Annotated in this window: 22 protein-coding genes; 19 read left to right on the plus strand and 3 right to left on the minus strand. The window is 58.5% G+C overall.

Annotated features, from left to right (window positions below):
* Positions 1–19: 19 nt before the first annotated feature.
* On the minus strand, positions 20–1,912 hold the full coding sequence (locus tag CKW23_RS23005; RefSeq protein ID WP_236250081.1) for an autotransporter outer membrane beta-barrel domain-containing protein: 1,893 nt from the start codon (positions 1,910–1,912) through the stop codon (positions 20–22).
* A 702-nt stretch (positions 1,913–2,614) separates the two neighbouring features.
* On the opposite strand from CKW23_RS23005, the gene CKW23_RS23010 reads away from it, so the two are divergent.
* The 3 genes from CKW23_RS23010 (at position 2,615) to CKW23_RS23020 (ending at position 6,985) form a co-directional block, all read left to right on the plus strand.
* Positions 2,615–4,492: a hypothetical protein gene (locus tag CKW23_RS23010; RefSeq protein ID WP_218250573.1), complete on the plus strand. Its 1,878-nt coding sequence runs from the start codon at positions 2,615–2,617 to the stop codon at positions 4,490–4,492.
* 43 nt (positions 4,493–4,535) lie between these two features.
* The gene (locus CKW23_RS23015; RefSeq protein WP_038399773.1) at positions 4,536–6,437 is read left to right on the plus strand and encodes a hypothetical protein; all 1,902 of its coding nucleotides are present in this window, start codon (positions 4,536–4,538) and stop codon (positions 6,435–6,437) included.
* An 89-nt stretch (positions 6,438–6,526) separates the two neighbouring features.
* Positions 6,527–6,985 carry a hypothetical protein gene (locus tag CKW23_RS23020; RefSeq protein WP_025259330.1) on the plus strand — a complete coding sequence of 153 codons (459 nt, stop codon included), beginning with the start codon at positions 6,527–6,529 and terminating at the stop codon, positions 6,983–6,985.
* Here the strand turns inward: CKW23_RS23020 and CKW23_RS23025 are convergent, their stop codons facing one another.
* Positions 6,986–7,672, minus strand: a complete 687-nt coding sequence (locus tag CKW23_RS23025; protein WP_025259329.1) for an alpha/beta family hydrolase — start codon at positions 7,670–7,672, stop codon at positions 6,986–6,988. It lies immediately after the preceding gene.
* Positions 7,673–7,762: 90 nt separating this feature from the next.
* On the opposite strand from CKW23_RS23025, the gene ccoN (CKW23_RS23030) reads away from it, so the two are divergent.
* The 16 genes from ccoN (CKW23_RS23030) (at position 7,763) to hemN (ending at position 22,456) form a co-directional block, all read left to right on the plus strand.
* Positions 7,763–9,187, plus strand: a complete 1,425-nt coding sequence (gene ccoN / locus CKW23_RS23030; RefSeq protein WP_095068390.1) for a cytochrome-c oxidase, cbb3-type subunit I — start codon at positions 7,763–7,765, stop codon at positions 9,185–9,187.
* Positions 9,188–9,197: 10 nt separating this feature from the next.
* Positions 9,198–9,806 (plus strand): cytochrome-c oxidase, cbb3-type subunit II, encoded by a 609-nt coding sequence (ccoO, locus tag CKW23_RS23035; protein ID WP_095068391.1) that lies wholly within the window; start codon positions 9,198–9,200, stop codon positions 9,804–9,806.
* Between the two features lie 3 nt (positions 9,807–9,809).
* Positions 9,810–10,013: a cbb3-type cytochrome c oxidase subunit 3 gene (locus CKW23_RS23040; RefSeq protein ID WP_095068392.1), complete on the plus strand. Its 204-nt coding sequence runs from the start codon at positions 9,810–9,812 to the stop codon at positions 10,011–10,013.
* The gene (gene ccoP / locus CKW23_RS23045; protein ID WP_095068393.1) at positions 10,010–10,960 is read left to right on the plus strand and encodes a cytochrome-c oxidase, cbb3-type subunit III; all 951 of its coding nucleotides are present in this window, start codon (positions 10,010–10,012) and stop codon (positions 10,958–10,960) included. The genes CKW23_RS23040 and ccoP (CKW23_RS23045) overlap by 4 nt, the downstream gene beginning before the upstream one ends.
* A gap of 360 nt (positions 10,961–11,320) precedes the next feature.
* A complete protein-coding gene (ccoN, locus tag CKW23_RS23050; RefSeq protein ID WP_025259324.1) occupies positions 11,321–12,763 on the plus strand; it encodes a cytochrome-c oxidase, cbb3-type subunit I in 1,443 nt (480 codons plus the stop codon).
* Positions 12,763–13,371 (plus strand): cytochrome-c oxidase, cbb3-type subunit II, encoded by a 609-nt coding sequence (gene ccoO, locus CKW23_RS23055; protein ID WP_025259323.1) that lies wholly within the window; start codon positions 12,763–12,765, stop codon positions 13,369–13,371. Before ccoN (CKW23_RS23050) ends, ccoO (CKW23_RS23055) begins: the two co-directional genes overlap by 1 nt.
* A gap of 5 nt (positions 13,372–13,376) precedes the next feature.
* A complete protein-coding gene (locus CKW23_RS23060; protein WP_025259322.1) occupies positions 13,377–13,571 on the plus strand; it encodes a CcoQ/FixQ family Cbb3-type cytochrome c oxidase assembly chaperone in 195 nt (64 codons plus the stop codon).
* Positions 13,568–14,545: a cytochrome-c oxidase, cbb3-type subunit III gene (ccoP, locus tag CKW23_RS23065; RefSeq protein ID WP_095068394.1), complete on the plus strand. Its 978-nt coding sequence runs from the start codon at positions 13,568–13,570 to the stop codon at positions 14,543–14,545. Before CKW23_RS23060 ends, ccoP (CKW23_RS23065) begins: the two co-directional genes overlap by 4 nt.
* A 146-nt stretch (positions 14,546–14,691) precedes the next feature.
* Positions 14,692–14,943, plus strand: coding sequence for a type II toxin-antitoxin system Phd/YefM family antitoxin (locus CKW23_RS23070; RefSeq protein WP_095068395.1), 252 nt, complete (start codon positions 14,692–14,694; stop codon positions 14,941–14,943).
* Entirely contained in the window at positions 14,943–15,395 is a 453-nt protein-coding gene (locus CKW23_RS23075; RefSeq protein WP_025259319.1) for a type II toxin-antitoxin system VapC family toxin, read from the plus strand. Before CKW23_RS23070 ends, CKW23_RS23075 begins: the two co-directional genes overlap by 1 nt.
* Before the next feature lie 190 nt (positions 15,396–15,585).
* Positions 15,586–17,001: a cytochrome c oxidase accessory protein CcoG gene (gene ccoG / locus CKW23_RS23080; RefSeq protein WP_095068397.1), complete on the plus strand. Its 1,416-nt coding sequence runs from the start codon at positions 15,586–15,588 to the stop codon at positions 16,999–17,001.
* A 12-nt stretch (positions 17,002–17,013) separates the two neighbouring features.
* Positions 17,014–17,541 carry a FixH family protein gene (locus tag CKW23_RS23085; protein ID WP_095068399.1) on the plus strand — a complete coding sequence of 176 codons (528 nt, stop codon included), beginning with the start codon at positions 17,014–17,016 and terminating at the stop codon, positions 17,539–17,541.
* Positions 17,542–17,613: 72 nt separating this feature from the next.
* Entirely contained in the window at positions 17,614–20,079 is a 2,466-nt protein-coding gene (locus tag CKW23_RS23090; RefSeq protein ID WP_095068401.1) for a heavy metal translocating P-type ATPase, read from the plus strand.
* Complete coding sequence (gene ccoS, locus CKW23_RS23095) at positions 20,058–20,279, plus strand: cbb3-type cytochrome oxidase assembly protein CcoS (protein WP_025259315.1); 222 nt, start codon at positions 20,058–20,060, stop codon at positions 20,277–20,279. The genes CKW23_RS23090 and ccoS overlap by 22 nt, the downstream gene beginning before the upstream one ends.
* Positions 20,272–20,955, plus strand: a complete 684-nt coding sequence (locus CKW23_RS23100) for a sulfite exporter TauE/SafE family protein (RefSeq protein ID WP_025259314.1) — start codon at positions 20,272–20,274, stop codon at positions 20,953–20,955. The genes ccoS and CKW23_RS23100 overlap by 8 nt, the downstream gene beginning before the upstream one ends.
* Before the next feature lie 118 nt (positions 20,956–21,073).
* Positions 21,074–22,456 (plus strand): oxygen-independent coproporphyrinogen III oxidase, encoded by a 1,383-nt coding sequence (gene hemN, locus CKW23_RS23105; protein ID WP_025259313.1) that lies wholly within the window; start codon positions 21,074–21,076, stop codon positions 22,454–22,456.
* Between the two features lie 4 nt (positions 22,457–22,460).
* Here the strand turns inward: hemN and CKW23_RS23110 are convergent, their stop codons facing one another.
* A complete protein-coding gene (locus CKW23_RS23110; RefSeq protein WP_025259312.1) occupies positions 22,461–22,925 on the minus strand; it encodes a hypothetical protein in 465 nt (154 codons plus the stop codon).
* Positions 22,926–22,952: the final 27 nt, after the last annotated feature.

Below are 22,952 nucleotides of genomic sequence, written 5' to 3' on the forward strand. Positions count from 1 at the left end.
CTCGATTGACGGGGAACACTCAGAACGAGAGTCGCAATCCTACGTTGGCTCCCCAGGGTTGCTCGACATGCTTGCCTTTCATGTAATCGAAATCAGTGTGCAGTTGCAGCCGCTCTGACAGTGAAACCGAAACACCCGCCCCCAGCTCGGCGCGTGAACCGAACAGGTTGTTATCGAAGCGCGAGTCGTTGACCTTGACGTCATTGCTGCGGGAAAACTCCTGAGCCACCGCGACACGCAAGTAAGGCTGCAGCACGCCGCCATCCCTAAGCGCGATATTACGTCCCACCGAACTGCCGACCTTGCCCAGAACCGATTGGGTATCGCTGTTCTTCGCCTGCAAGCCATTGTCCATGCGGTACTGATCGCCCTGAATGACAACACTGGCCAGTTGGGCGAAAGGCTCCAGGAAGTAATCATCGGCCAGCGCGATATGCCGTCCGAACTCCACCGATGCACCGACTCCCGTATTGGTGTAATCCCCCTTGGCTTTGCTGGCATCACTCATGGCGACATCGGACTTGTTACGGAAGCTGTTGAACTTGAGTACACCGTCCAGGTAGTACCCGTCATCCAGCAGCCAGGTGCCATAGGCGCCGACATAGTAGCTGCTGACCTTGCCCGTAGTGCCACGATTCAGGTCCAGATCGGAGGTGCTATAGCCACCCATGACACCCAGCAATAACTGACCATGGCTGACCTCAAGCGGCGCATCGGCCCCCAGCGACAAACCCTGATGCTTGTGCTGATACTCGACACCATCACTGGTGGTGGCATTGAAGCGATTGCCATAGGCACGCATCCATCCGCCTCCCTGGCCGCTGGCACGCACCTCGCCCATGCGGCTGCGCAAGGTCGACAACTCGCTCATCCAGATAACCGGCGCAGCATTGAACAGCGCCAGAGCGGCACTGGTTGAAGGGCTGATGGTCTTGTTGCTGCCAACAATGAACCAGTCGTTGCCCTGCTGCTCCAGCAGATAGGAATACGCCCCAAGGTCGACCCGACCGCCGATCAGACTGAACTGGGCATTGCCACCTTCGGTATGTACGACCTTCAAGGGCTCCATATCAGGCGATACCACCTCGACTCCGGTGTTGTGGACCCGCAACCCGAACTCGCCATTGGCCTGTCCGTTCACCTCGAGCAGATCCCCGACACCGTTGTCCAGATCGACTCGCATACCAAAGAAACCATTCCCGGACAGCTCGCCCAACGACAAGGTATGAAACCCGTCCTCGCCAAAACTCACGCCACCGCGGTCCATGCTCAGTGACTCGACCGAGTTGTCACCGACCATTTGCCAGTGGGCACCAGAATCAACAGCCAGGCTATTGCCATTGATGATGTCGCCTGTGAGCTGTGCCTGATTCTGCAAGGTGACGTTCAAGGTGCTGCTGTCATCGGCAATCAAATTGCCGGTAAGGTTGCTGTTGTCGACCTTGAAATTAGCCGTACTGCGGTCAGCGACCTCCAGAAGGTTACCGTTGCCGGAAAGCAGGGTTGAGCCATTCTGGACGGCTATATCGACGATCGCACCAAACTGATCCGACTTGTCGATCCTGATCGCTGCGCCATTGATTCCTTCGATGATCGAATGATCGATCACAGCAGTGCTGGTGACACCGGCATTGCCATTACCAGGGATAAACACCCCCTCAATGATTCTGATGCCATTTCTATCACCGCGAATATGGCTTGATCCCGTAATGACCGCATCGCCTCCTGACACGAGCAGCCCTTCCGCGTACCTGCCATCGGCCGAAACCGCGCCATAGACCCTGGTATTACTCATTTCAAGCCGACTTAGCTGGCTCAAGCCTATGCCATAGCCGAGGCCGGATATATCGCTGTCGTCTATCTTGGCCCAGGTTCCCGGATTGACACCTATCTCTCGGGTTCCGAGTGACATGCCGACACCCTTATCATTTCTGACAATTGCATGATCCAGAGTAATCCGACTGTCAGTGGCATCGACGCCACTATTCACTGTTCCGTAGTTGACCACCAACCTGGAGTTATCAACCAGTACATGATCTGCCACACCACCACTCAGAACATTCAGTAGCCCATTACGGTTTACAGAATAAGAATGAACGGGCGTGGAGGAATCTACCGTTTCCTCTCGACCATCTACCGGAATAGTAGCCATGGCCCCATGGCCTGCAACATTCACCCAGACAACCTCGTCATCAGCTATAACTTCCAGCGCAGCCATCGCCCCCAGAAACACAACCGTAGACAAGACCTTTTTCTTTTCTTCCACACTTTTTCTATAAAGCACCTTTCATACTCCCGAATATGGAAGCAGGAGAGTTACTTATCAGACCGCATCTAAAAACCCGGAACACCCAAGCACAAAAGTAGGAGCATTCCCAAACACACAAAACATTTATCCTACAGAATTTCCTACAGCCTCTAGTTCACAACCAGAAAAAACCTTTAACACCGTAAAAATATCTACCACCCCCATTGACGAACACCAAAAAAATCGATTACGTCAGTTCCGCAGCTAGAGAATCCATTGGCCAATATCATCTTTTCAGCTGGCAGATTGTCCCTGATACGAAAACGCCTACAGGGCTTATTTTAAAATTATTTCAAGGAAACAAGCATGCAACATCAACCGCAACTCCCCATCATCATTGCTGACAAAAACGCTCGTGAACAAGATGATAGCCTGAAAGCTCCGGATGTAGCCGTCGCTTTTCATGACGAAGATACGCCCGGGCTTTTACCAATATCCGAATTGACTAAACCGGTCATTGTAGATCTGGAGGTATGGGCAGGCGCTCAACCGGGTTACACCTATTCACTCCATTGGGACGGAGAAACAGTAGGCCCCGAAAAACCGATTCTGGGTACTCACCGACCTGGCGATCCTCTGACGCTGGAAATTCCTGTCGGTCTATTGACCGAAGGGACACATACCCTGCAGTACCAGACATTTAACCCAGAGAGTCAGGTCAGAAACGAATCCAATATATTCAATCTGGTGATTGACCTGACCGCTCCCGGAAAACCGGAACTCAGCGCCATCCTGTTTCCCCCGGAAGTACAGAATGGGTTGACCGCGGCCGAACTTGCGCAACTGGGCGGGAAGCTGGACGTTCAGATTGCCGGCTACACCGGCATGGCAAAGCATGATGTGGTCCAGACTTACTGGGGCACGACTATTGGCCCGCAAGCCACCGTCACTGAAGATGACATGGGCCTGGACAGGGTTGCGATTACCTTTACCCGTGCCTTTCTGGAAAGCCTGGGAGAAACGGAACAACTGGTCAAATACAAGGTTTTCGACCGGGCAGGCAACGCGTCCATCGACTCAAATCCTGTGCCCATAACCCTCAAGCTGCAGGATATTCCGGCCAACTTCCCGGCTCCGATCATCGACCCCGGAGTAGGAACCCTGATCGATTATGCAGAAGCGCAGGCAGGCGTTCAGGTGGATATTCCCAAGTATCCGGGTGCCAGCCCTTTTGACATGATCAGGTTGTTCTGGGGGCAGAATAATCCACTGGTTCCGGTCGCTCTTCCACCGGGTAACGAGAACGAAGACATTGTGCTTTCGTTACGTATTCCCTACGAGACACTCAATCAAAACCCTGTGGGCAGCGTGCAAGTCTTCTACGAAGTTACACGTCAACTGGACCTGGCAGGTACTTCCCTGAGCAGTACCATTGATGTTTTCCTGACGCTGCCGGTTCCAACACCGCTGGAAACCTTTATCGTCCAGGGCACCAGCGTGGAAAGCCCCAACACCACGGACAACTTCATTGACGAAGAAGACTATGAACTCAATGCCCTGGGGGTCGTGAAGTGGAATACCGGCTTTGCTATCAGCGATAACCTGAATCTGTTCTGGGGAGATCAACAAAAGCTCCAATGGTATCAAATCAGGGCAACGGATATCGCTGCCGCACGGGACCTTCTTGTTCCGATCGATAATGCAATCATGAGGGCACAAGGAACCGGTGCGGAAATTCCTGTGCATTACACGGTGACACGTGCCGGGAATCCCAACCCTGTAAAGTGCCCGGTGCAACTTGTGACGGTCAGGTCCAAGGAAGAACTTCCGGGTGGCTCTGAAGGTCTTGATGGCCCGCCCTTCAAACTTAATGACGTGGGTTTCATTGCCCCGATTCTCAACCCCAATGGGGCAGACCTGCACATTGCGCCTTATATCAATATCGACGAAGGCCAGACACTGTTCTTGACCTTCAAGGGTTTTGATAAAAACAATAACCCGATTGATGCATCGAACTATACCGCCGACCGGACACTGGATAAAAATGATGTAGCGAACGGTTATACCTTCACGGTCCCCGACCGTAACCTTCGTATTCTCTGCACCGGTTTTGCAGAGGCCAGTTTCCGCGTTGAACCGCCAGCGGGCAGTAATCAGAGTGCTGTTACTTCAAAAGTTACACGTGCGCCGGTGAACATGCTCGATTCGGTTCAACCGACCTGCCCGATTCCTCCTTTCCAATAAGTATCGTGAGCCATCCGCACGCTATAAAATAAAGGAAGTAAATATGAATACGTCTATATCTCCTCGTAGAACAGGAGAGCTTGAAGCACCGGAAATTCCTGCCGCACTCGAAAACGGAGTGTTGCCCATCGAATTTCTCGACAGGCCCGTTATTGTAAAGCTCAAGGTTTGGGAAGGTGCACGGCCAGGCTATACCTACCAACTGCTATGGAATGACATGACAGTTGGCCCCAAGAAACCGATTCTGGACAGTCATCTGCCAGGCGATGAGTTAACACTTGAGATCCCTGTTGCTCTGCTGACCGAAGGTGTACACGAGGTTGCCTATGAAACGGCGAACCCGGAAAGCCAAGTAATGGACACATCCAAGGCAACACGCCTTGAAATCGACCGAACCGCCCCCGGCAATCCACAGTTAGGCCCCATCCTGTTCCCCGCCTTCGTTGACGACGGGCTGACTTCCGATGAGCTGGAAAACGTGCATAACGTGCTCAGAGGCAGCATTGCCAGTTACAACGGCATGAAGGAAGGCGATGTCATTCGCACTTACTGGAATGAGGTTCCCGGCCCAATCACCATGGTCAACAAGGACGATATGGGGCTGCAGCGGGTGAATGTGGATTTCGTCAGGTCGTTCCTGGAAACCATTGGCGATATCGAGGCACCGGTCTACTACACGGTGACCGATCAGGCGGGCAATCTGTCCATGAACTCGCAAGCCAGGCTCGTCAAGCTGCAGCTATCGGTACTGCCGGTACTGCCCGTCCCGATCGTAAAGGAAGCCAATGGCGACGTCCTCGACCCGGCCAATACGATCAATGGGGCCACTGTACAGATCGGCACCAGCGCCAACCTTGCCGCAGGCGAGCGGATCACGGCGCAGTGGCAAGGGCCAAAAGGCAGCGATATCAGAGAGAAGATCATCACGGCTGCCGATGTGGGCAAAGTCCAGGAGCTTGTGTTTGCAGCAGCGCTGGTCAATGCCAATGCCGGCCAGACCGTCGCGGTGTCTTATACCGTCAACCGCCTCAACGGCACGGTGCAACAATCCGCAACCCTGGCTCTGAAGGTTCTTGATGCGCGCATAGAGCTGCCGGCTCCCACCATGGACACCGTCGGTGCCGATGGTGTGGTGATTCCCTCAAGAATCCCGGACTCCGGTGCAACCGTTCGTGTGTCCTACACAGGCATGAGCCCCGGCGATAGCGTGGTGGTCAACTGGCGAGGTGCAACGGCTTACGACACACCCTCACAGATTGTGGGCGGCAATACCGAGCTGCAATTCACCATCGCCAAAGCCCTGATCGTGGCCAGCGATGCAGCGACCGTCACCTACACCGTCACCCGCTCAGGTACAGCGGCCCTGTCTTCGACGCTGTGGCTGAAGATCAGCAAGGAACTGGAGTTCGATACCTCACCGGTGGTCCTCAAAGGCAAGGTCTATCTGTTGCCGGGTTATCCCGATCTGCTGCCGGCCATGCCGTCAGACACGACCGTCCAGCGCACGGCCAGCGGCGGGCAGGCGCCTTACACCTATCGCTCAAGTGATCCGCTGGTAGCCAAGGTGGACGGCAACGGCCTGACTTCGGCACGAGGCAAAGGCACGGCAATCATTTCGGTCACGGACAGCCTGGGGGCCATGAAAAGCTATCAGGTCACCGTTACCGGCGTGATTCATTGCCTGGGTATTGGCGCAGGTTCCTTCACAAAGATGGCGGCTGCAGCCGAGGCACAAGGCGCGCGTATCCCTTCCATCTATGAGCTCAAGGAAATCCACAGCACCTACGGCAGAAGCTGGCCGATGGGCAATGGCAATTACTGGTCCAGCACGGTTGCCCTGACCAACATCGTGGGCTGGAAATGGTACTACGTGAAAAATCTGGTCACAGGCGCAGACTTCAAATTGCTGCATCATAATGCCAGTCTTGGCGTCGCTATCCGATAAGGGCATAGCTGAAACATTCAGGGCGTTACCTGACAGCGTAACGCCCTCTTTTTATCTCTCCATGCGCGTCACGTTTCAAGAGCCAGACCATGCGCCACCCCGTCATTCCCTCCAGACGCTTCGTGCGCCCGCCCTCTTGCGAAGGCAGCTTCAAGGTCTGTGTCAACAGGCAACCGCTACTGGTTTCATCCCTGCTGGGCAGATTGACCCTGCGCCCGGAGCTTTCACAGGCACCCAGCCACTGGATCTGGAAAATCATCGCCGACGGCAAGGTCGGCCACAAGCGGACCAGCATCGGCCTGTTCTTCGACAAGGACCTGGAACCCGGCACTTACAACCTGCCGGGCAATGAGCGCATCAAAGTGGTCTACAACGAGAGCCCGCACTGGCAGAGCGTCATTTATCACTCTGCGCACTTTCAGGACGGTACTTTCACCCTGATCGAGGTCGACCGGCAAAACCAGCGTCTGCAAGGGGTGTTCAGTTTCAGTATCTCGGCGGTTGATTTCGAGGTCACGGAAGGCTGTTTCGATGTGTACTGCACTTGATCAGGCCAGAAACCCTGCAATCTGCCGAGCCGATTCCACCAGACATTGCTCGTGGCTCAACCCTGACACTTTCAAGGGCTTGAGATCATGGTTGGCGGTCGGCAGCCAATGCACATTGATCGACGCCGACAATTCATAACCCTGCACCGTTTCGCGATCACCCAGCGCATCGCGCTCGCCCTGAATGATCAGAGCCCGCGTATGCAGATCGGCAAGGTGCGCCACCCGAGGCTTTTCGGGTTTGCCCACGGCATAGAACGGATAACCAAGGCACACCAGCGCATCGACCTGCAATTCATCGGCGATCAGACTGGCCATTCTCCCGCCCATGGACTTACCACCGATGGCCAGACGCCCAGCGACATGAGGTCGCACACGCTCATGCACCTGACGCCAGCAATCGAGTAACTGAGCCTGTGGATTGGGCGGACGTTTACCCCCCGTGAGTCGTCGCTGAGCCATGTAGGGAAACTCGAAGCGCATGACGCTGACGCCCTGTGCAGCAAGGTGTGCAGCCATGTCATTCATGAAATCGCTGTCCATGGGCGCACCGGCACCATGGGCCAGAATCAGCGTTGCCTTGCCATCCCCCGTTCCCGGCTGCGCCGCCGTCCAGAGCCAGCCGTTGTCCCGTGCCAGTTGTACGCATTGATCCCTGTCAATACCGGCCTCTTGCCCAATGCCCATGCTTGCCTCGCTTCTGATGAGTCTGCCAATAACCCGGAGCTATAACCGTGCGTAATGGCCCCGACCAAGCTGGATGGGATACACACCTAAATGAACACAACTAACAGTACCGCCTATAACTATCAGGTGGTTCGCCAGTTCGCCATTATGACGGTGATCTGGGGAATTGTCGGGATGGGCCTCGGCGTTTTTCTGGCCGCCCAACTGGTTTGGCCTGAGCTCAACTTCAACCTGCCGTGGACAAGCTTTGGTCGCTTGCGTCCACTTCATACCAACGCGGTCATCTTCGCCTTTGGTGGTTGCGCACTGTTCGCCAGCTCTTACTACTCTGTGCAGCGCACCTGCCAGACCCGACTTTTTCTGCCGAAACTGGCTGCCTTCACGTTCTGGGGATGGCAACTGGTAATCGTCCTGGCCGCTATCAGCCTGCCCCTGGGTTTTACGACCTCAAAAGAGTACGCCGAACTGGAATGGCCGATCGACATCCTGATCGCCGTGGTCTGGGTCGCCTATGCAATCGTGTTCTTCGGCACCGTGGCCAAGCGCACCACCAAACACATCTATGTCGGCAACTGGTTTTTCGGCGGTTTCATCCTGACCGTAGCGCTGCTGCACATCGTCAACAACCTGGAAATTCCGGTCAGCCTGACCAAGTCCTACTCGCTGTACGCCGGTGCAACCGATGCGATGGTGCAGTGGTGGTACGGGCACAACGCGGTAGGTTTTTTCCTGACGGCGGGCTTTCTGGGGATGATGTATTACTTCGTGCCCAAGCAGGCCGAACGTCCGGTCTATTCCTATCGCCTGTCCATCGTGCATTTCTGGGCACTGATCACCCTGTACATCTGGGCCGGTCCGCACCACCTGCATTACACCGCCCTGCCGGACTGGGCGCAGTCGCTAGGCATGGTTATGTCGCTGATTCTCCTGGCCCCGAGCTGGGGCGGCATGATCAACGGCATGATGACCCTCTCAGGCGCCTGGCATAAGTTGCGCAGCGACCCGATCCTGCGCTTTCTGGTGGTGTCCCTGGCGTTCTACGGCATGTCGACCTTCGAGGGTCCGATGATGGCCATCAAGACCGTCAACGCCCTGTCCCACTACACCGACTGGACCATCGGGCACGTCCACGCCGGCGCCCTTGGCTGGGTGGCGATGATTTCCATCGGTGCGCTGTATCACATGATTCCGAAAGTCTTCGGTCGCCAGCAGATGCACAGCATCGGCCTGATCAACGCGCACTTCTGGCTCGCCACCATCGGCACGGTGTTGTACATCGCCTCGATGTGGGTCAACGGCATCACTCAAGGCCTGATGTGGCGCGCCGTGAACGAGGACGGCACCCTCACCTACTCCTTCGTCGAAGCACTGCAGGCCAGCCATCCAGGCTTCATCGTCCGCCTGGCCGGAGGCGCCATCTTCTTCGTCGGCATGTTGCTGATGGCCTACAACACCTGGCGCACCGTGCGGGCCTATAGCCCGGCCGAAGCCACCGCTGCCGCGCAGATGGCCTGAGGAACTGACCATGAAACATGAAGTGATCGAAAAGAACGTCACGCTGCTGATGATCCTGATGGTACTGGCCGTCAGTATCGGGGGCCTGACCCAGATCGTGCCGCTGTTCTTCCAGGACGTGACCAACAAGCCGGTCGAAGGCATGAAGCCCTACACCGCCCTGCAACTCGAAGGCCGCGACATCTATATCCGTGAAGGCTGCGTCGGTTGCCACTCGCAGATGATCCGTCCGTTCCGTGCCGAGACCGAGCGTTATGGTCACTACTCGGTGGCGGGCGAAAGCGTCTGGGATCACCCGTTCCTGTGGGGCTCCAAGCGCACCGGTCCGGACCTGGCCCGGGTGGGCGCACGCTACTCGGATGACTGGCACCGCGCCCATCTGTACAACCCGCGCAACGTCGTGCCGGAATCGAAAATGCCTGCTTACCCGTGGCTGGTCACCCAGCAAGTGGACAGCAGCCATACCGAAGCCAAGATTCGCGCCATGCACACCCTGGGTGTGCCTTATACCGATGCCGATATCTCCGGTGCAGTTGCCAGCCTCAAGGGCAAGACCGAAATGGACGCACTGGTGGCCTACCTGCAAGTGCTCGGCACTTCCATCAAGAGCAAGAGGTGAGCCATGGATATTCAAGACTTGCGCGGCCTCGGCACCTTGATCGTGGCGATCGCCTTCATCGGGATGTCCCTGTGGGTGTCCAGCAGCAAACGCAACCCGGATTTCGCCGAGGCTCGCATGGCGCCCTTTGCCGACGAGCCTCAAGCAACAGGCACTGACGCGAAACCTGAAATGGAGCAACCTGTCGTGCGGAGTAACCAGCCATGACCACCTTCTGGAGCACCTATATCTGCGTGCTGACCCTCGGCAGCCTGATCGGGCTGACCTGGCTGTTGATCGGCACACGCAAAGGCGAAACCAAGGGCAGCACCGACCAGACCATGGGCCACAGCTTCGACGGCATCGAGGAATACGACAATCCGTTGCCGCAATGGTGGTTCATGCTCTTCGCGGGCACTCTGGTGTTCGCGGTCGGCTATCTGATCCTCTACCCGGGCCTGGGCAACTGGAAAGGCATCCTGCCCGGTTACGAAAACGGCTGGACCGGCGCCCATGAATGGGAAAAGGAAATGGACCGGGCCGACGCCCGATTCGGTCCCATCTTTGCCAGATTCGCCGCCATGCCGGTAGAGGAAGTCGCCAAGGACCCGCAGGCACTCAAAATGGGCGGCCGCCTGTTCGCCTCCAACTGTTCGGTCTGCCACGGCTCGGATGCCAAGGGTGCCTATGGCTTCCCGAACCTCACCGACACCAACTGGCGCTGGGGCGGCAATGTCGACACTATCAAGAACAGCATCATGCTGGGCCGGGTCGCCGCCATGCCGGGCTGGGGTCAGGTCATCGGTGAAGAAGGCGTCAAGAACGTCGCAGCCTATGTTCGCCACTCTCTGGCCGGTCTGCCGCTGCCGGCCGATGACACGGCCAATCTGTCTGCCGGACAGCAAATATTCAGCTCGACCTGCGTAGCGTGTCATGGTGCTGCAGGTAAAGGCGTCGAAGCTATGGGCGCCCCGAACCTTACGCAACCGGGCGGTTTTATTTACGGGACCAGCCTTGCACAGCTGCAACAGACCATCAGACTGGGTCGACAGGGTCATATGCCTGCTCAGGCCAATTTGCTGGGTAATGACAAAGTGCAATTGCTGGCCGCGTATGTGTACAGCCTTTCTCAGAGTCCTGATCAACTCGAGCGCAGGGAAAAGCAGTCACAGTAACAACGCCTCCCGGAGCACCACTGAATTCCGCACCCTGCAACGGGGTGCGGAATTCTCTCACCTCCTTGCAGCCCTCTCTCTCTCGGCTTCCCATGCCCGCCTTTCACGACTAAGCTTGCCCGCAGTGGACTGGCATTAGCTGGCCACAGGTCATGGGAAGTGAATGCTTCGCGCATTTGTCGGCATGTGTCATCGACCTGTCCATCCCGCCTTTTTCGGTCTGCGTCGGCTGTGTTCCGGTGTTTCTGGAACCTGCCTCAAAGGGCCATCGTTTCAGTGCAAATACTTGCCCGGCCTCTGCCGAGGGCAAGTTCGTGGCCTTCTGAATATCCATAAATACTGCACCGTGGAACTCTGCAAATGAGCACAGCAATCAGCCCGACCGCTTATAACTACAAGGTGGTACGCCAGTTCGCCATCATGACGGTAGTCTGGGGGATCGTCGGCATGGGGCTCGGCGTTTTCATTGCCGCGCAGCTGGTCTGGCCAAGCCTGAATCTTGATATGGAATGGACCACATTCGGGCGCCTGCGACCGCTGCACACTAACCTTGTGATCTTCGCTTTCGGTGGCTGCGCACTGTTTTCCACTTCTTATTACGTGGTGCAGCGAACCTGCCAGACACGGCTGATTTCAGATGGCCTGGCCGCTTTCACCTTCTGGGGCTGGCAAGCGGTGATCGTCAGCGCAATCATCACCCTGCCCATGGGTTACACCACCACCAAGGAATACGCCGAACTCGAATGGCCGATTGCTATTCTGCTGGCCATTGTCTGGGTCACCTACGCCGTAGTGTTCTTCGGCACCATCGCCCGACGTAATACCAAACACATCTATGTCGGCAACTGGTTCTACGGCGCCTTTATTCTGGTGACCGCCATGCTGCACATCGTCAACCATATCTCGTTGCCGGTGAGCCTGTTCAAATCCTACTCGGCGTACGCGGGTGCGACCGACGCCATGATCCAGTGGTGGTACGGCCACAACGCGGTGGGCTTCTTTCTGACTACGGGCTTTCTGGGGATGATGTATTACTTCGTGCCCAAGCAGGCCGAGCGGCCGATCTATTCGTATCGTTTGTCCATCGTGCACTTCTGGGCGCTGATCACCCTGTACATCTGGGCCGGTCCGCACCACCTGCATTACACCGCCCTGCCGGACTGGGCACAGTCGCTGGGCATGGTGATGTCGATCATTCTGCTGGCCCCGAGCTGGGGCGGCATGATCAACGGCATGATGACCCTCTCCGGTGCCTGGCATAAGTTGCGCACCGACCCGATCCTGCGTTTCCTGGTGGTATCCCTGGCGTTCTACGGCATGTCCACCTTTGAAGGTCCGATGATGGCCATCAAGACGGTGAACTCGCTGTCGCATTACACGGACTGGACCATCGGCCACGTCCACGCCGGTGCTTTGGGCTGGGTCGCCATGATCTCCATCGGCGCTGTCTATCACATGATTCCGAAAGTCTTCGGTCGTCAGCAGATGCACAGCATCGGCCTGATCAACGCCCACTTCTGGCTCGCCACCATCGGCACGGTGCTCTACATCGCATCCATGTGGGTCAACGGCATTACCCAGGGCCTGATGTGGCGGGCGATCAATGACGACGGCACACTCACGTACGCCTTCGCCGAAGCGCTACAGGCCAGCCATCCGGGCTATGTCGTGCGCATGATCGGCGGTGCGATCTTCGCCAGCGGCATGTTGCTGATGGCCTGGAACGTATGGCGTACCGTCCGGGCCTCCGATCCGAAAGAAGCCGAAGCCGCAGCCCGGATCGCTGTCGTGGGAGCTCACTGATGAAACATGAAGTACTCGAAAAGAACATTGGCCTGCTGGCCTTCTTCATGGTCATTGCCGTGAGCATCGGCGGCCTGACCCAGATCGTGCCGCTGTTCTTTCAGGACGTGACCAACAAGCCGGTCGAAGGCATGAAACCGCGCACCGCCCTGGAACTCGAAGGCCGCGACGTGTATATCGCCAACGGCTGTGTGGGTTGCCATTCGCAGATGATCCGCCCGTTTCGCGCCGAAACCGAGCGCTATGGTCATTATTCGGTGGCGGGCGAAAGCGTCTGGGATCACCCGTTCCTGTGGGGCTCCAAGCGTACCGGTCCGGACCTGGCCCGCGTCGGTGGACGCTACTCGGATGACTGGCATCGCGCTCACTTGTACAACCCGCGCAATGTGGTGCCCGAATCGAAAATGCCGGCTTACCCCTTCCTGGTCGAGAAAAAACTCGATGGCAAGGAAACCGCCAAAAAGATGGAAGTCCTGCGCGCCCTCGGCACGCCCTATACCGATGCAGACATCGCGGGTGCCGAGGCCGCCGTGAAAGGCAAGACCGAAATGGACGCACTGGTGGCCTACCTGCAAGGCCTGGGCACCATCATCAAGAGCAAACGGTGAGCACAATGGATATCGGAATGATTCGAGGCCTGGGCACACTGGTGGTGATGGTGGCTTTCATCGGGCTGGCACTGTGGGTCTTCAGCCCGAGGCGCAAGGCTGAGTTCGACGACGCGACCCTGCTGCCGTTCGCAGACGACCCGCAAGCCATCGAACAGCTCAAGCAGCAAGCCAGCGATTCCGGGAGCAACAAAGAATGACCACGTTCTGGAGCCTGTATGTAACGGTCCTGACCCTGGGTACCATTTTCGCCCTGACCTGGCTGCTGCTGGCCACCCGCAAAGGCCAGCGCAATGATGAGACCGAAGAAACCGTAGGCCACTCCTTCGACGGCATCGAGGAATACGACAACCCGCTGCCTCGCTGGTGGTTCATGCTATTCGTGGGCACCATCGTGTTCGCTCTGGGCTATCTGGCGCTGTATCCGGGCCTGGGCAACTGGAAAGGCCTGCTGCCCGGTTACACCTATGCGGACAACGAAAAACAGCGCCAGTTTTCGGATGGCCAGCAAGGCTGGACCGGCGTCCATGAATGGGAAAAGGAAATCGCCCGCGCCGAGAACCGTTTCGGGCCGCTGTTCGCCAAATACGCGGCGATGCCCATCGAGGACGTCGCCAAAGACCCACAGGCCCTGAAAATGGGCGGTCGTCTTTTCGCCTCCAACTGCTCGGTCTGCCACGGCTCGGATGCCAAGGGCGCCTACGGCTTCCCCAACCTCACCGACGCCGACTGGCGCTGGGGCGGCGACCCGCAGACCATCAAGACCTCCATCCTCAAAGGTCGTCATGCGGTGATGCCGGCATGGGGTGACGTGGTGGGCGAGCAAGGCGTGCGTGACGTTTCGGCTTACATCCTGACCCGGCTCGACGGCCGAAAACTGCCCGAGGACGCCAAGGCCGACCCGGTGGCAGGACAGAAGATATTTGCGACCAATTGCTTAGCCTGCCACGGTCCGGAAGGTAAAGGCATGCAAGTGCTCGGCGCGCCAGACCTCACCCACCCGAGCGCATTCATCTACGGATCAAGCTTTGCGCAACTGCAACAGACCATCCGCTACGGGCGTCAGGGCCAGATGCCAGCCCAGGAAGCAACGCAGGGCAATGACAAGGTTCACCTGCTGGCTGCTTATGTCTACAGCCTGTCACGCCAGGAAAAACCCGCCGAACCTCAGTGACCGGCTCGACAAGACAGCCCCGCCCTCAACCCGCGGGGCTGTTGCATTTGGACAATACATTTCTGTTGTAGTCATGTTTCTACACGACTAGACTGCTTGGGCCAGCAATATAGAAACATATCTACATCTTCCAGGAGGTCACCTTCATGACGACAACGCTTTCAAGCCGCGAATTCAATCAGGACACCAGCGGAGCCAAGAAGGCTGCGAACGACGGGCCGGTATTCATCACCGACAGAGGTCGCCCTGCCCATGTCCTGCTCTCCATCGAAGACTATCGAAAACTGACCGGCAGCTCTGCCAGCATCGTCGACATGCTGATCATGCCTGAAGACATGGATATCGATTTCGAGCTTCAACGGCCCGATCTCACGCCTCGCTCTGTGGACCTGTCCTGATGTTCCTGCTCGATACCAATGTGGTATCCGAACTCAGAAAGCGCAACGCAGATACGAATGTGGTCCGATGGGCAAACGATCAGGCGGCCGCCAGCCTGTTTATTTCGGCCATCACGATCATGGAGCTGGAAACAGGCATATTGCGCATCGAACGCCGTGACCCCATCCAGGGCGCGGCGCTGCGCACATGGCTGGAGCATCACGTATTGAAAGCTTTCGCCGGACGAATCCTGGCCGTGGACACCGCCGTGGCCAAGCGCTGTGCCCGGCTGCACATTCCCGATCCGCGCAGCGAATGCGATGCACTGATTGCAGCCACCGCCCTGGTTCATGGCATGAAAGTGGTGACCCGCAACACCAACGATTTCCAGCATTGTGGCGTCCCGGTGCTCAACCCCTGGGCCAGCCAGTTGCACGAAGAACTGGCACCTTACCGAACGGCACCCCGCTGACCGGCAACTTTAATTACCCTGTCAATTGATCCAGGTCACTTACACGAACCGCTGAAGGAACCCAACGCGACCAAAGGTCGCAGCCTTGGGGTATAAGGGCAGGCGTATCATGGACGCCATAAGAAACTGCTCTTGACCTCAGTCGGCACGTACTGGCTGTGGCATTTTTCCACTGCCGTGGGACGCCCCAATGAACAACCGGATTCCCGTACAGAACATCACCCCGCCACCCAACAATGACGGCAATACCGTTGACCTCTACGCAGCGCGGGAAAACATCTATACCCGTGCGTTCAAAGGCCGGTTTCGCAACCTGCGAATGCTGGGCGGGCTGGCCCTGTTCATGGTGTATTTCGGCACGGTCTGGCTGAACTGGGGCGGACATCAGGCCGTGTGGTGGAACCTGCCGGAGCGCAAGTTCTACATCTTTGGCGCAACCTTCTGGCCTCAGGACTTCATCCTCCTGTCAGGCATCCTGATCGTCAGCGCCTTCGGCCTGTTCTTCATCACGGTTTATGCCGGGCGAATCTGGTGCGGCTATACCTGCCCGCAAAGCGTCTGGACCTGGATTTTCATGTGGTGTGAAAAGGTCACCGAAGGCGACCGTAACCAGCGCATCAAACTCGACAAGGCCCCCATGAGCGCCAGCAAGTTCGGGCGCAAGTTCGCCAAGCACAGCCTCTGGCTGCTGATCGGCTTCGTGACCGGCCTGACCTTCGTCGGCTACTTCTCCCCCATACGCGACCTGACGATCGAACTGTTCACCGGGCAAGCCGATGGCTGGGCGTATTTCTGGATCGGCTTCTTTACCCTGGCCACTTACGGCAATGCAGGCTGGCTGCGCGAGCAGGTGTGCGTTCACATGTGCCCGTATGCACGCTTCCAGAGCGTCATGTTCGACAAGGATACCCTGATCGTTTCCTACGACCCGCGTCGTGGGGAAAGCCGTGGGCCGCGCAAGAAAGATGTGGACTACAAGGCCCAAGGCCTGGGCGACTGCATCGATTGCACCATGTGCGTTCAGGTCTGCCCGACCGGCATCGACATCCGCGAAGGGTTGCAGATCGAATGCATCGGCTGCGCGGCCTGCATCGATGCCTGCGATACCATCATGGACAAGATGAGTTACCCGCGTGGCCTTATCAGCTACACCACCGAGCACAACCTGTCAGGTCAGGTCACCCACAAACTGCGTCCACGCCTGATTGGCTATGCCCTGGTTCTGCTGCTGATGATCGGCTTCCTGACCAGCGCCTTCTTCATGCGCTCGCTGGTGGGTTTCGATGTCAGCAAGGACCGCGTGCTGTACCGCGAAAACGCCGAAGGCCGCATCGAAAACGTCTACAGCCTGAAGGTAATGAACAAGGATCAGGTCGACCACACCTATATCCTCGATGCGACCGGCCTGCCGGATCTGAAACTGCAGGGCCGACGTGAACTCAAGGTGGCGGCAGGCGATATCCTCAGCATTGCGGTAGAGCTGTCCAGCGCGCCCGAGAAAATGCCGTCGAGCACCAACGAGGTGACATTCATCCTCAAGGACATCGACAACAGTGACACCCATGTCGAAGCCAGGAGCCGGTTCATCGGCCCACAAATACGCTAAGGGACACCCGCCATGTCAGTCGCACTCGCTTCAAGTCCTTGGTACAGACACCGCTGGCCATGGATCATCATCGGCATCCTGGCCTGCTCGGTGACCCTGAGCCTGTCCATGGTGACCATTGCCGTGAATAACCCGGACAATCTGGTCAACGACAACTATTACGAAGCTGGCAAAGGCATCAACCGCTCGCTCAACCGCGAACTGCTGGCCCAGACCCTAAAGGTGCGCGCCAGCATCCATCTGGACGACCTGACCGGTGAAGCCGAGCTGCACCTGAGCGGCAACAGCCAGCCCGAGCGCCTGGAACTGAACCTGATCTCCCCGACCCAGCCGGACAAGGACCGTCGTATCTTCCTGACCCGCAGCCCGACCGAAGCCGGCCGGTACATCGGCCAGTTGCAGGACAGGATCGAAGGCCGTCGCTTCGTTGAACTGCTGGGTACCGAAAACGGCCAGACCTGGCGTCTGTTCGAGGAGGAGCAGGTCAACCACACTGCATCGCTGAACCTGGGCGATGAACCGTTGCAAGGGAAGAATTGAGGTGGGAGCAGATCGGACGCATGGCAGTTGCCTCCCCAGGTACCAAACTGACTTGGCAACACTTAAAAGACCATGACCACACCCTGCTACCACTGCGCGCTGCCGGTGCCGGCGGGCAGTCGCTTCACTGCCGTGGTGCTCGGGGAAACCCGCGAACTATGCTGCCCGGGATGCCAGGCCGTAGCGCTGGCCATCGTCGCCGGAGGGCTGGAAAGTTACTACCGCCACCGCAGCGACACCTCGATCAACCCCGAGAGCCTTCCTGCGCAACTGGCGGATGAGCTGGCACTGTATGACCGCCCCGATGTGCAGGCACCCTTCGTGCGCCATGAAGGCGAGCTGTCCGAAACCACGCTGCTGATGGAGGGCATCAGTTGCGCGGCCTGTGGCTGGCTGATCGAGCGTCATCTGCGCAGCCTGCCCGCCGTCGCCGAGGCGCAGCTCAATCTGTCCAGCCACCGCCTGCATGTGCGCTGGGCTGACAGCCAGTTTCCACTGAGCCAGTTGCTGAGCGAACTGCGCAACATCGGCTACGCCGCTCACCCTTACCAGCCTGATCGCGCCACCGAGCAACTGACCAGAGAAAACCGACTGGCCTTGCGCCAACTGGGTGTCGCGGGGCTGCTGTGGTTCCAGGCGATGATGGCGACTATGGCCACATGGCCGGAATTCAATATCGACCTCAGCCCCGAGATGCACACCATTCTGCGCTGGGTCGCGCTGTTCCTGACCACCCCCATCATTTTCTACAGTTGCGCGCCCTTCTTTCGGGGAGCCCTGCGCGACCTGCGTACTCGCCACCTGACCATGGATGTGTCCGTGTCGCTGGCCATAGGCGGCGCCTATCTGGCTGGCATCTGGACGGCCATCACCGGCACCGGCGAGCTGTATTTTGATGCGGCCGGCATGTTTGCGTTGTTTCTGCTGGCGGGTCGCTATCTGGAGCGGCGTGCGCGGGAACGTACTGCCGCCGCCACCGCCCAACTGATCAACCTGCTGCCCGCCTCCTGCCTGCGGCTGGACGATAACGGCCAGACCCAACGCATCCTGCTCAGCGAACTGCATCTGAACGACCGGATTCTGGTACACCCAGGCGCAATCATCCCGGCAGACGGCAAGGTGCTGGAAGGCCAGTCCAGCGTCGATGAATCGCTGCTGACCGGCGAATACCTGCCGCAACCGCGCAGCACAGGCGACAGCGTGACCGCAGGCACGCTCAATGTCGAAAGCGCGCTCACGATTCATGTCCAGGCGCTGGGCCATGAAACCCGCCTCTCGGCCATCGTGCGCCTGCTGGAGCGCGCCCAGACGGAAAAACCCCGGCTGGCAGAAATCGCCGACCGCGCAGCCCAATGGTTCCTGCTCGGTTCACTGATCGCCGCCGCCGTCATCGGCCTGTGCTGGTGGCAGATCGATTCGGCCCGCGCCTTCTGGATTGTCCTGGCGATGCTGGTCGCCACCTGCCCCTGCGCCCTGTCACTGGCAACCCCGACCGCCCTGACCGCCGCTACTGGCACCTTGCACACAGTCGGCCTGCTGCTGACCCGCGGTCATGTGCTCGAAGGCCTGAACCAGATCGACACGGTGATTTTCGACAAGACCGGCACACTGACCGAAGGCCGACTCACCCTGCGCAGCATCAAACCCCTTGGCGAGTTGGATGCCGATACCTGCCTGAGTCTGGCCGCCGCCCTGGAAAACCGCTCGGAACACCCCATCGCCCGGGCATTCGGACGCGCACCACTTGCCGCAGAAGACGTTCACAGCACACCGGGCCTTGGTCTGGAAGGTACCGTCGGCAGCTATCGACTGCGCATTGGCCAACCGGGATTCGTCTGCGCCCTGAGCGCCAGCGAGATTCCGGCCATGCCTGATGAAGCGGGCCAATGGTTGCTGCTGGGCGATACCCAAGCGCCGCTGGCATGGCTGGTTCTGGATGACCGACTGCGCGAGGATGCCAGCCAGCTTGTGCAGGCCTGCAAGGCTCGGGGCTGGAAAACCCTGCTGCTGTCCGGCGACACCTCCCCCATGGTTGCCAGCGTTGCCGCTGACCTGGGCATCGACGAAGCCCACGGCGGCCTGCGCCCGGACGACAAACTGGTCATGCTGCAAAAACTGCACAAACAGGGACGCAAGGTGCTGATGCTGGGTGATGGCGTCAATGACGTGCCAGTGCTGGCCGCCGCCGATATCAGCATCGCCATGGGCTCGGCCACGGATCTGGCGAAAACCAGCGCCGACGCGGTGCTGCTGTCCAATCGCTTGCAGGTGCTGGTGCAAGCCTTCAGTCTGGCGCGACGCACTCGCCGGGTGATTATCGAAAACCTGCTGTGGGCCGGGCTGTACAATGGCCTCATGCTGCCGTTCGCGGCACTGGGCTGGATCACACCTGTCTGGGCGGCGGTCGGCATGTCCATCAGTTCACTGACGGTTGTGCTCAACGCCTTGCGCCTGACCCGTCTGCCCACGACCAAGGCGCCTGCGTCCGTCATTCGACAGCCGGTTCCGGAGGCTTTATGCCCGCGCTCTACATCATGATCCCCGCAGCGCTGCTGCTGGTCGCCATCGCGATCTATGTGTTTTTCTGGGCGGTGGACAGCGGGCAATACGACGACATGGAAGGTCCGGCCCACAGCATTCTGTTCGACGATCAGGACCCCAACCATCAAGCCGCCCAGGATGAGGCCGTGCGCAAGAGCACGCCGTTGAAGCAGGACGAGACAAAGCCCGATGCCTGAACTCGTTCCCCTGCTGCTGTCCGCCCTGATTCTCGGCCTGCTGGGCGGTGGTCATTGCCTGGGCATGTGTGGCGGCCTGATGGGCGCCTTGACCCTGGCCATTCCCAAAGAACAACGCAGCCGCCGTTTTCGCCTGCTGCTGGCCTACAACCTGGGACGCATCTTCAGCTATGCCTGCGCCGGCCTGTTGCTCGGGCTGGCAGGCTGGGCCGTGGCCAACAGCCCGCTGGCCATGGCGATGCGGGTCATCGCCGCCCTGCTGCTGATTGCCATGGGCCTGTACCTCGCGGGTTGGTGGAGCGGCCTGACCCGCATCGAAAGCCTGGGGCGCGGCCTTTGGCGCCATATTCAACCCGTTGCAACCCGCCTGCTACCGGTATCGAGCCTGCCACGCGCCTTGCTGCTGGGCGCACTGTGGGGCTGGCTGCCTTGCGGGCTGGTCTACAGCACCTTGCTGTGGGCGGCCAGCCAGGGCAATGCCATGAACAGCGCCTTGCTCATGCTCGCCTTCGGCCTGGGGACCTGGCCCGTGCTGCTCGCCACCGGGCTGGCCGCCGAGCGCACCACGACTCTGCTGCGCAAACGCGGTATCCGCATGGCCGGTGGCCTGCTGGTGATCCTGTTCGGCCTGTGGACCCTGCCCGGCCCGCATCAGCACTGGCTCATGGGGCACTGAGCGGCACACACAGAGTCCTGTGATCACCCTGCGCGCGTATTTGACGCACATCAACACCCGCCCACAGACAGCTCCGTAGACTCACTCGCATTGCCAGCCTATCCGGGGGAATGCCCGCATGCTCGACGCCATTCGTTGGGACTCAGATCTGATCCGCCGCTACGACCTGGCAGGACCGCGCTACACGTCCTACCCGACCGCAGTGCAATTTCACACACAAGTCGGCGCCTTCGACCTGCTTCACGCCCTGCGTGACAGCCGCAAGGCCGTGCGGCCCTTGTCGCTGTACGTTCATATCCCGTTCTGCGCGAACATTTGCTACTACTGCGCCTGCAATAAAGTGGTCACCAAGGATCGGGGTCGTGCCCAGGCCTACTTGCAGCGGCTTGAACAGGAAATCCAGATGCTGGCCAGCCACCTCGCCCCTGGTCAGGTGGTCGAGCAATTGCACTTCGGTGGCGGTACGCCGACCTTCCTCAGCCACGACGAACTGCGCCAGTTGATGACGAAACTGCGCACCCACTTCAACCTGCTCGATGACGACTCAGGCGACTACGGCATCGAAATCGACCCGCGGGAAGCCGACTGGTCTACCATGGGCCTGTTGCGCGAACTGGGTTTCAACCGTGTCAGCCTGGGAGTGCAGGACCTGGACCCGGCCGTCCAGCGTGCCGTCAATCGCCTGCAAAGCCTGGAAGAAACCCGCGCCATCGTCGAAGCCGCACGCACCCTGCAATTTCGTTCGGTGAATATCGACCTGATCTACGGGCTGCCCAAACAGACCCTCGACGCTTTCACCCATACCGTCAACGAAATCATCAGCCTGCAACCCGATCGCTTGTCGGTCTTCAACTACGCCCACCTGCCCGAACGCTTCATGCCCCAGCGGCGCATCGACAACGCCGATCTGCCCAGCCCGGAAACCAAGCTGCTGATGCTGGAGCGCACCATCGAGCAACTGACCAAGGCCGGTTATCGCTACATAGGCATGGACCACTTCGCGCTGCCCGATGACGAACTGGCCGTTGCCCAGGAAGAACTGACCCTGCAGCGCAATTTCCAGGGCTACACCACCCACGGCCATTGCGACCTGATTGGCCTGGGCGTCTCGGCGATCAGCCAGATCGGCGACCTGTATTGCCAGAACAGCAGTGACTTGAACGACTATCAAGGGCTGCTGGCCAGCGACCAACTGGCAACCAAGCGGGGCCTGGTCTGCACAGAGGATGACCGGATCAGACGTGCCCTGATCCAGCAACTGATCTGCCATTTCGACCTTGATTTCAACGAGATCGAACACGCCTTCAACATCGATTTCAGAGTTTATTTCGAGGGGCTTTGGCCGCAACTGACCGAGATGGCCCAGGACGGGCTGATCGAGCTGACCGCAACCGGCATCAATGTCCTGCCGGCCGGTCGTCTGCTGGTGCGTTCGGTGTGCATGGTGTTCGATAGCTATCTGAACCAGCAGAACCGTCAGCGGTTTTCACGGGTGATATGAACCCTTACATCTTGGCCATGACCAGAACCCCGGCCTTGACCTTGTCGGCATCGCTGGCCTGCATCTGGTTCATGAGATTGGCCATGTCAGCGGTGGAGTTGCTCACCTGCCGCTGCAACATGCCCAGCACCGTTTGCAGTGCAGTGGCACGGGTCTGGCGTTCGTCGTAACTCAGAGTCTTGTCGTTGAGCACTTCCTGGATCTTCTCCATGGTTTCCGCGATTTTCTTTTGCAGTTCGCGAATAGCCTTGAGAATTTTCTGGACCGACTCAGGAAGACCGCTCTGTTCGATATCCGAGTTTTTCGACGACGAAGACGCCGCAGCCTTGCCTGCACTCGACAGATTCACCTCAATGCCCTTCGTTTCTTTCACAGGCGCCGCAGTTTCGGACTGAACGGGAGCGACCGGTGTTTGAACCGCAGGAGTGTGAATATTGATGGAGCCGATGATCGGACCTGACAACGACATGAGAAGACCTGCTTAAAGGTTAGAGCT

This window comes from Pseudomonas sp. Irchel 3A18, assembly GCF_900187465.1.
GTDB classification, from domain to species: Bacteria; Pseudomonadota; Gammaproteobacteria; order Pseudomonadales; family Pseudomonadaceae; genus Aquipseudomonas; species Aquipseudomonas cichorii.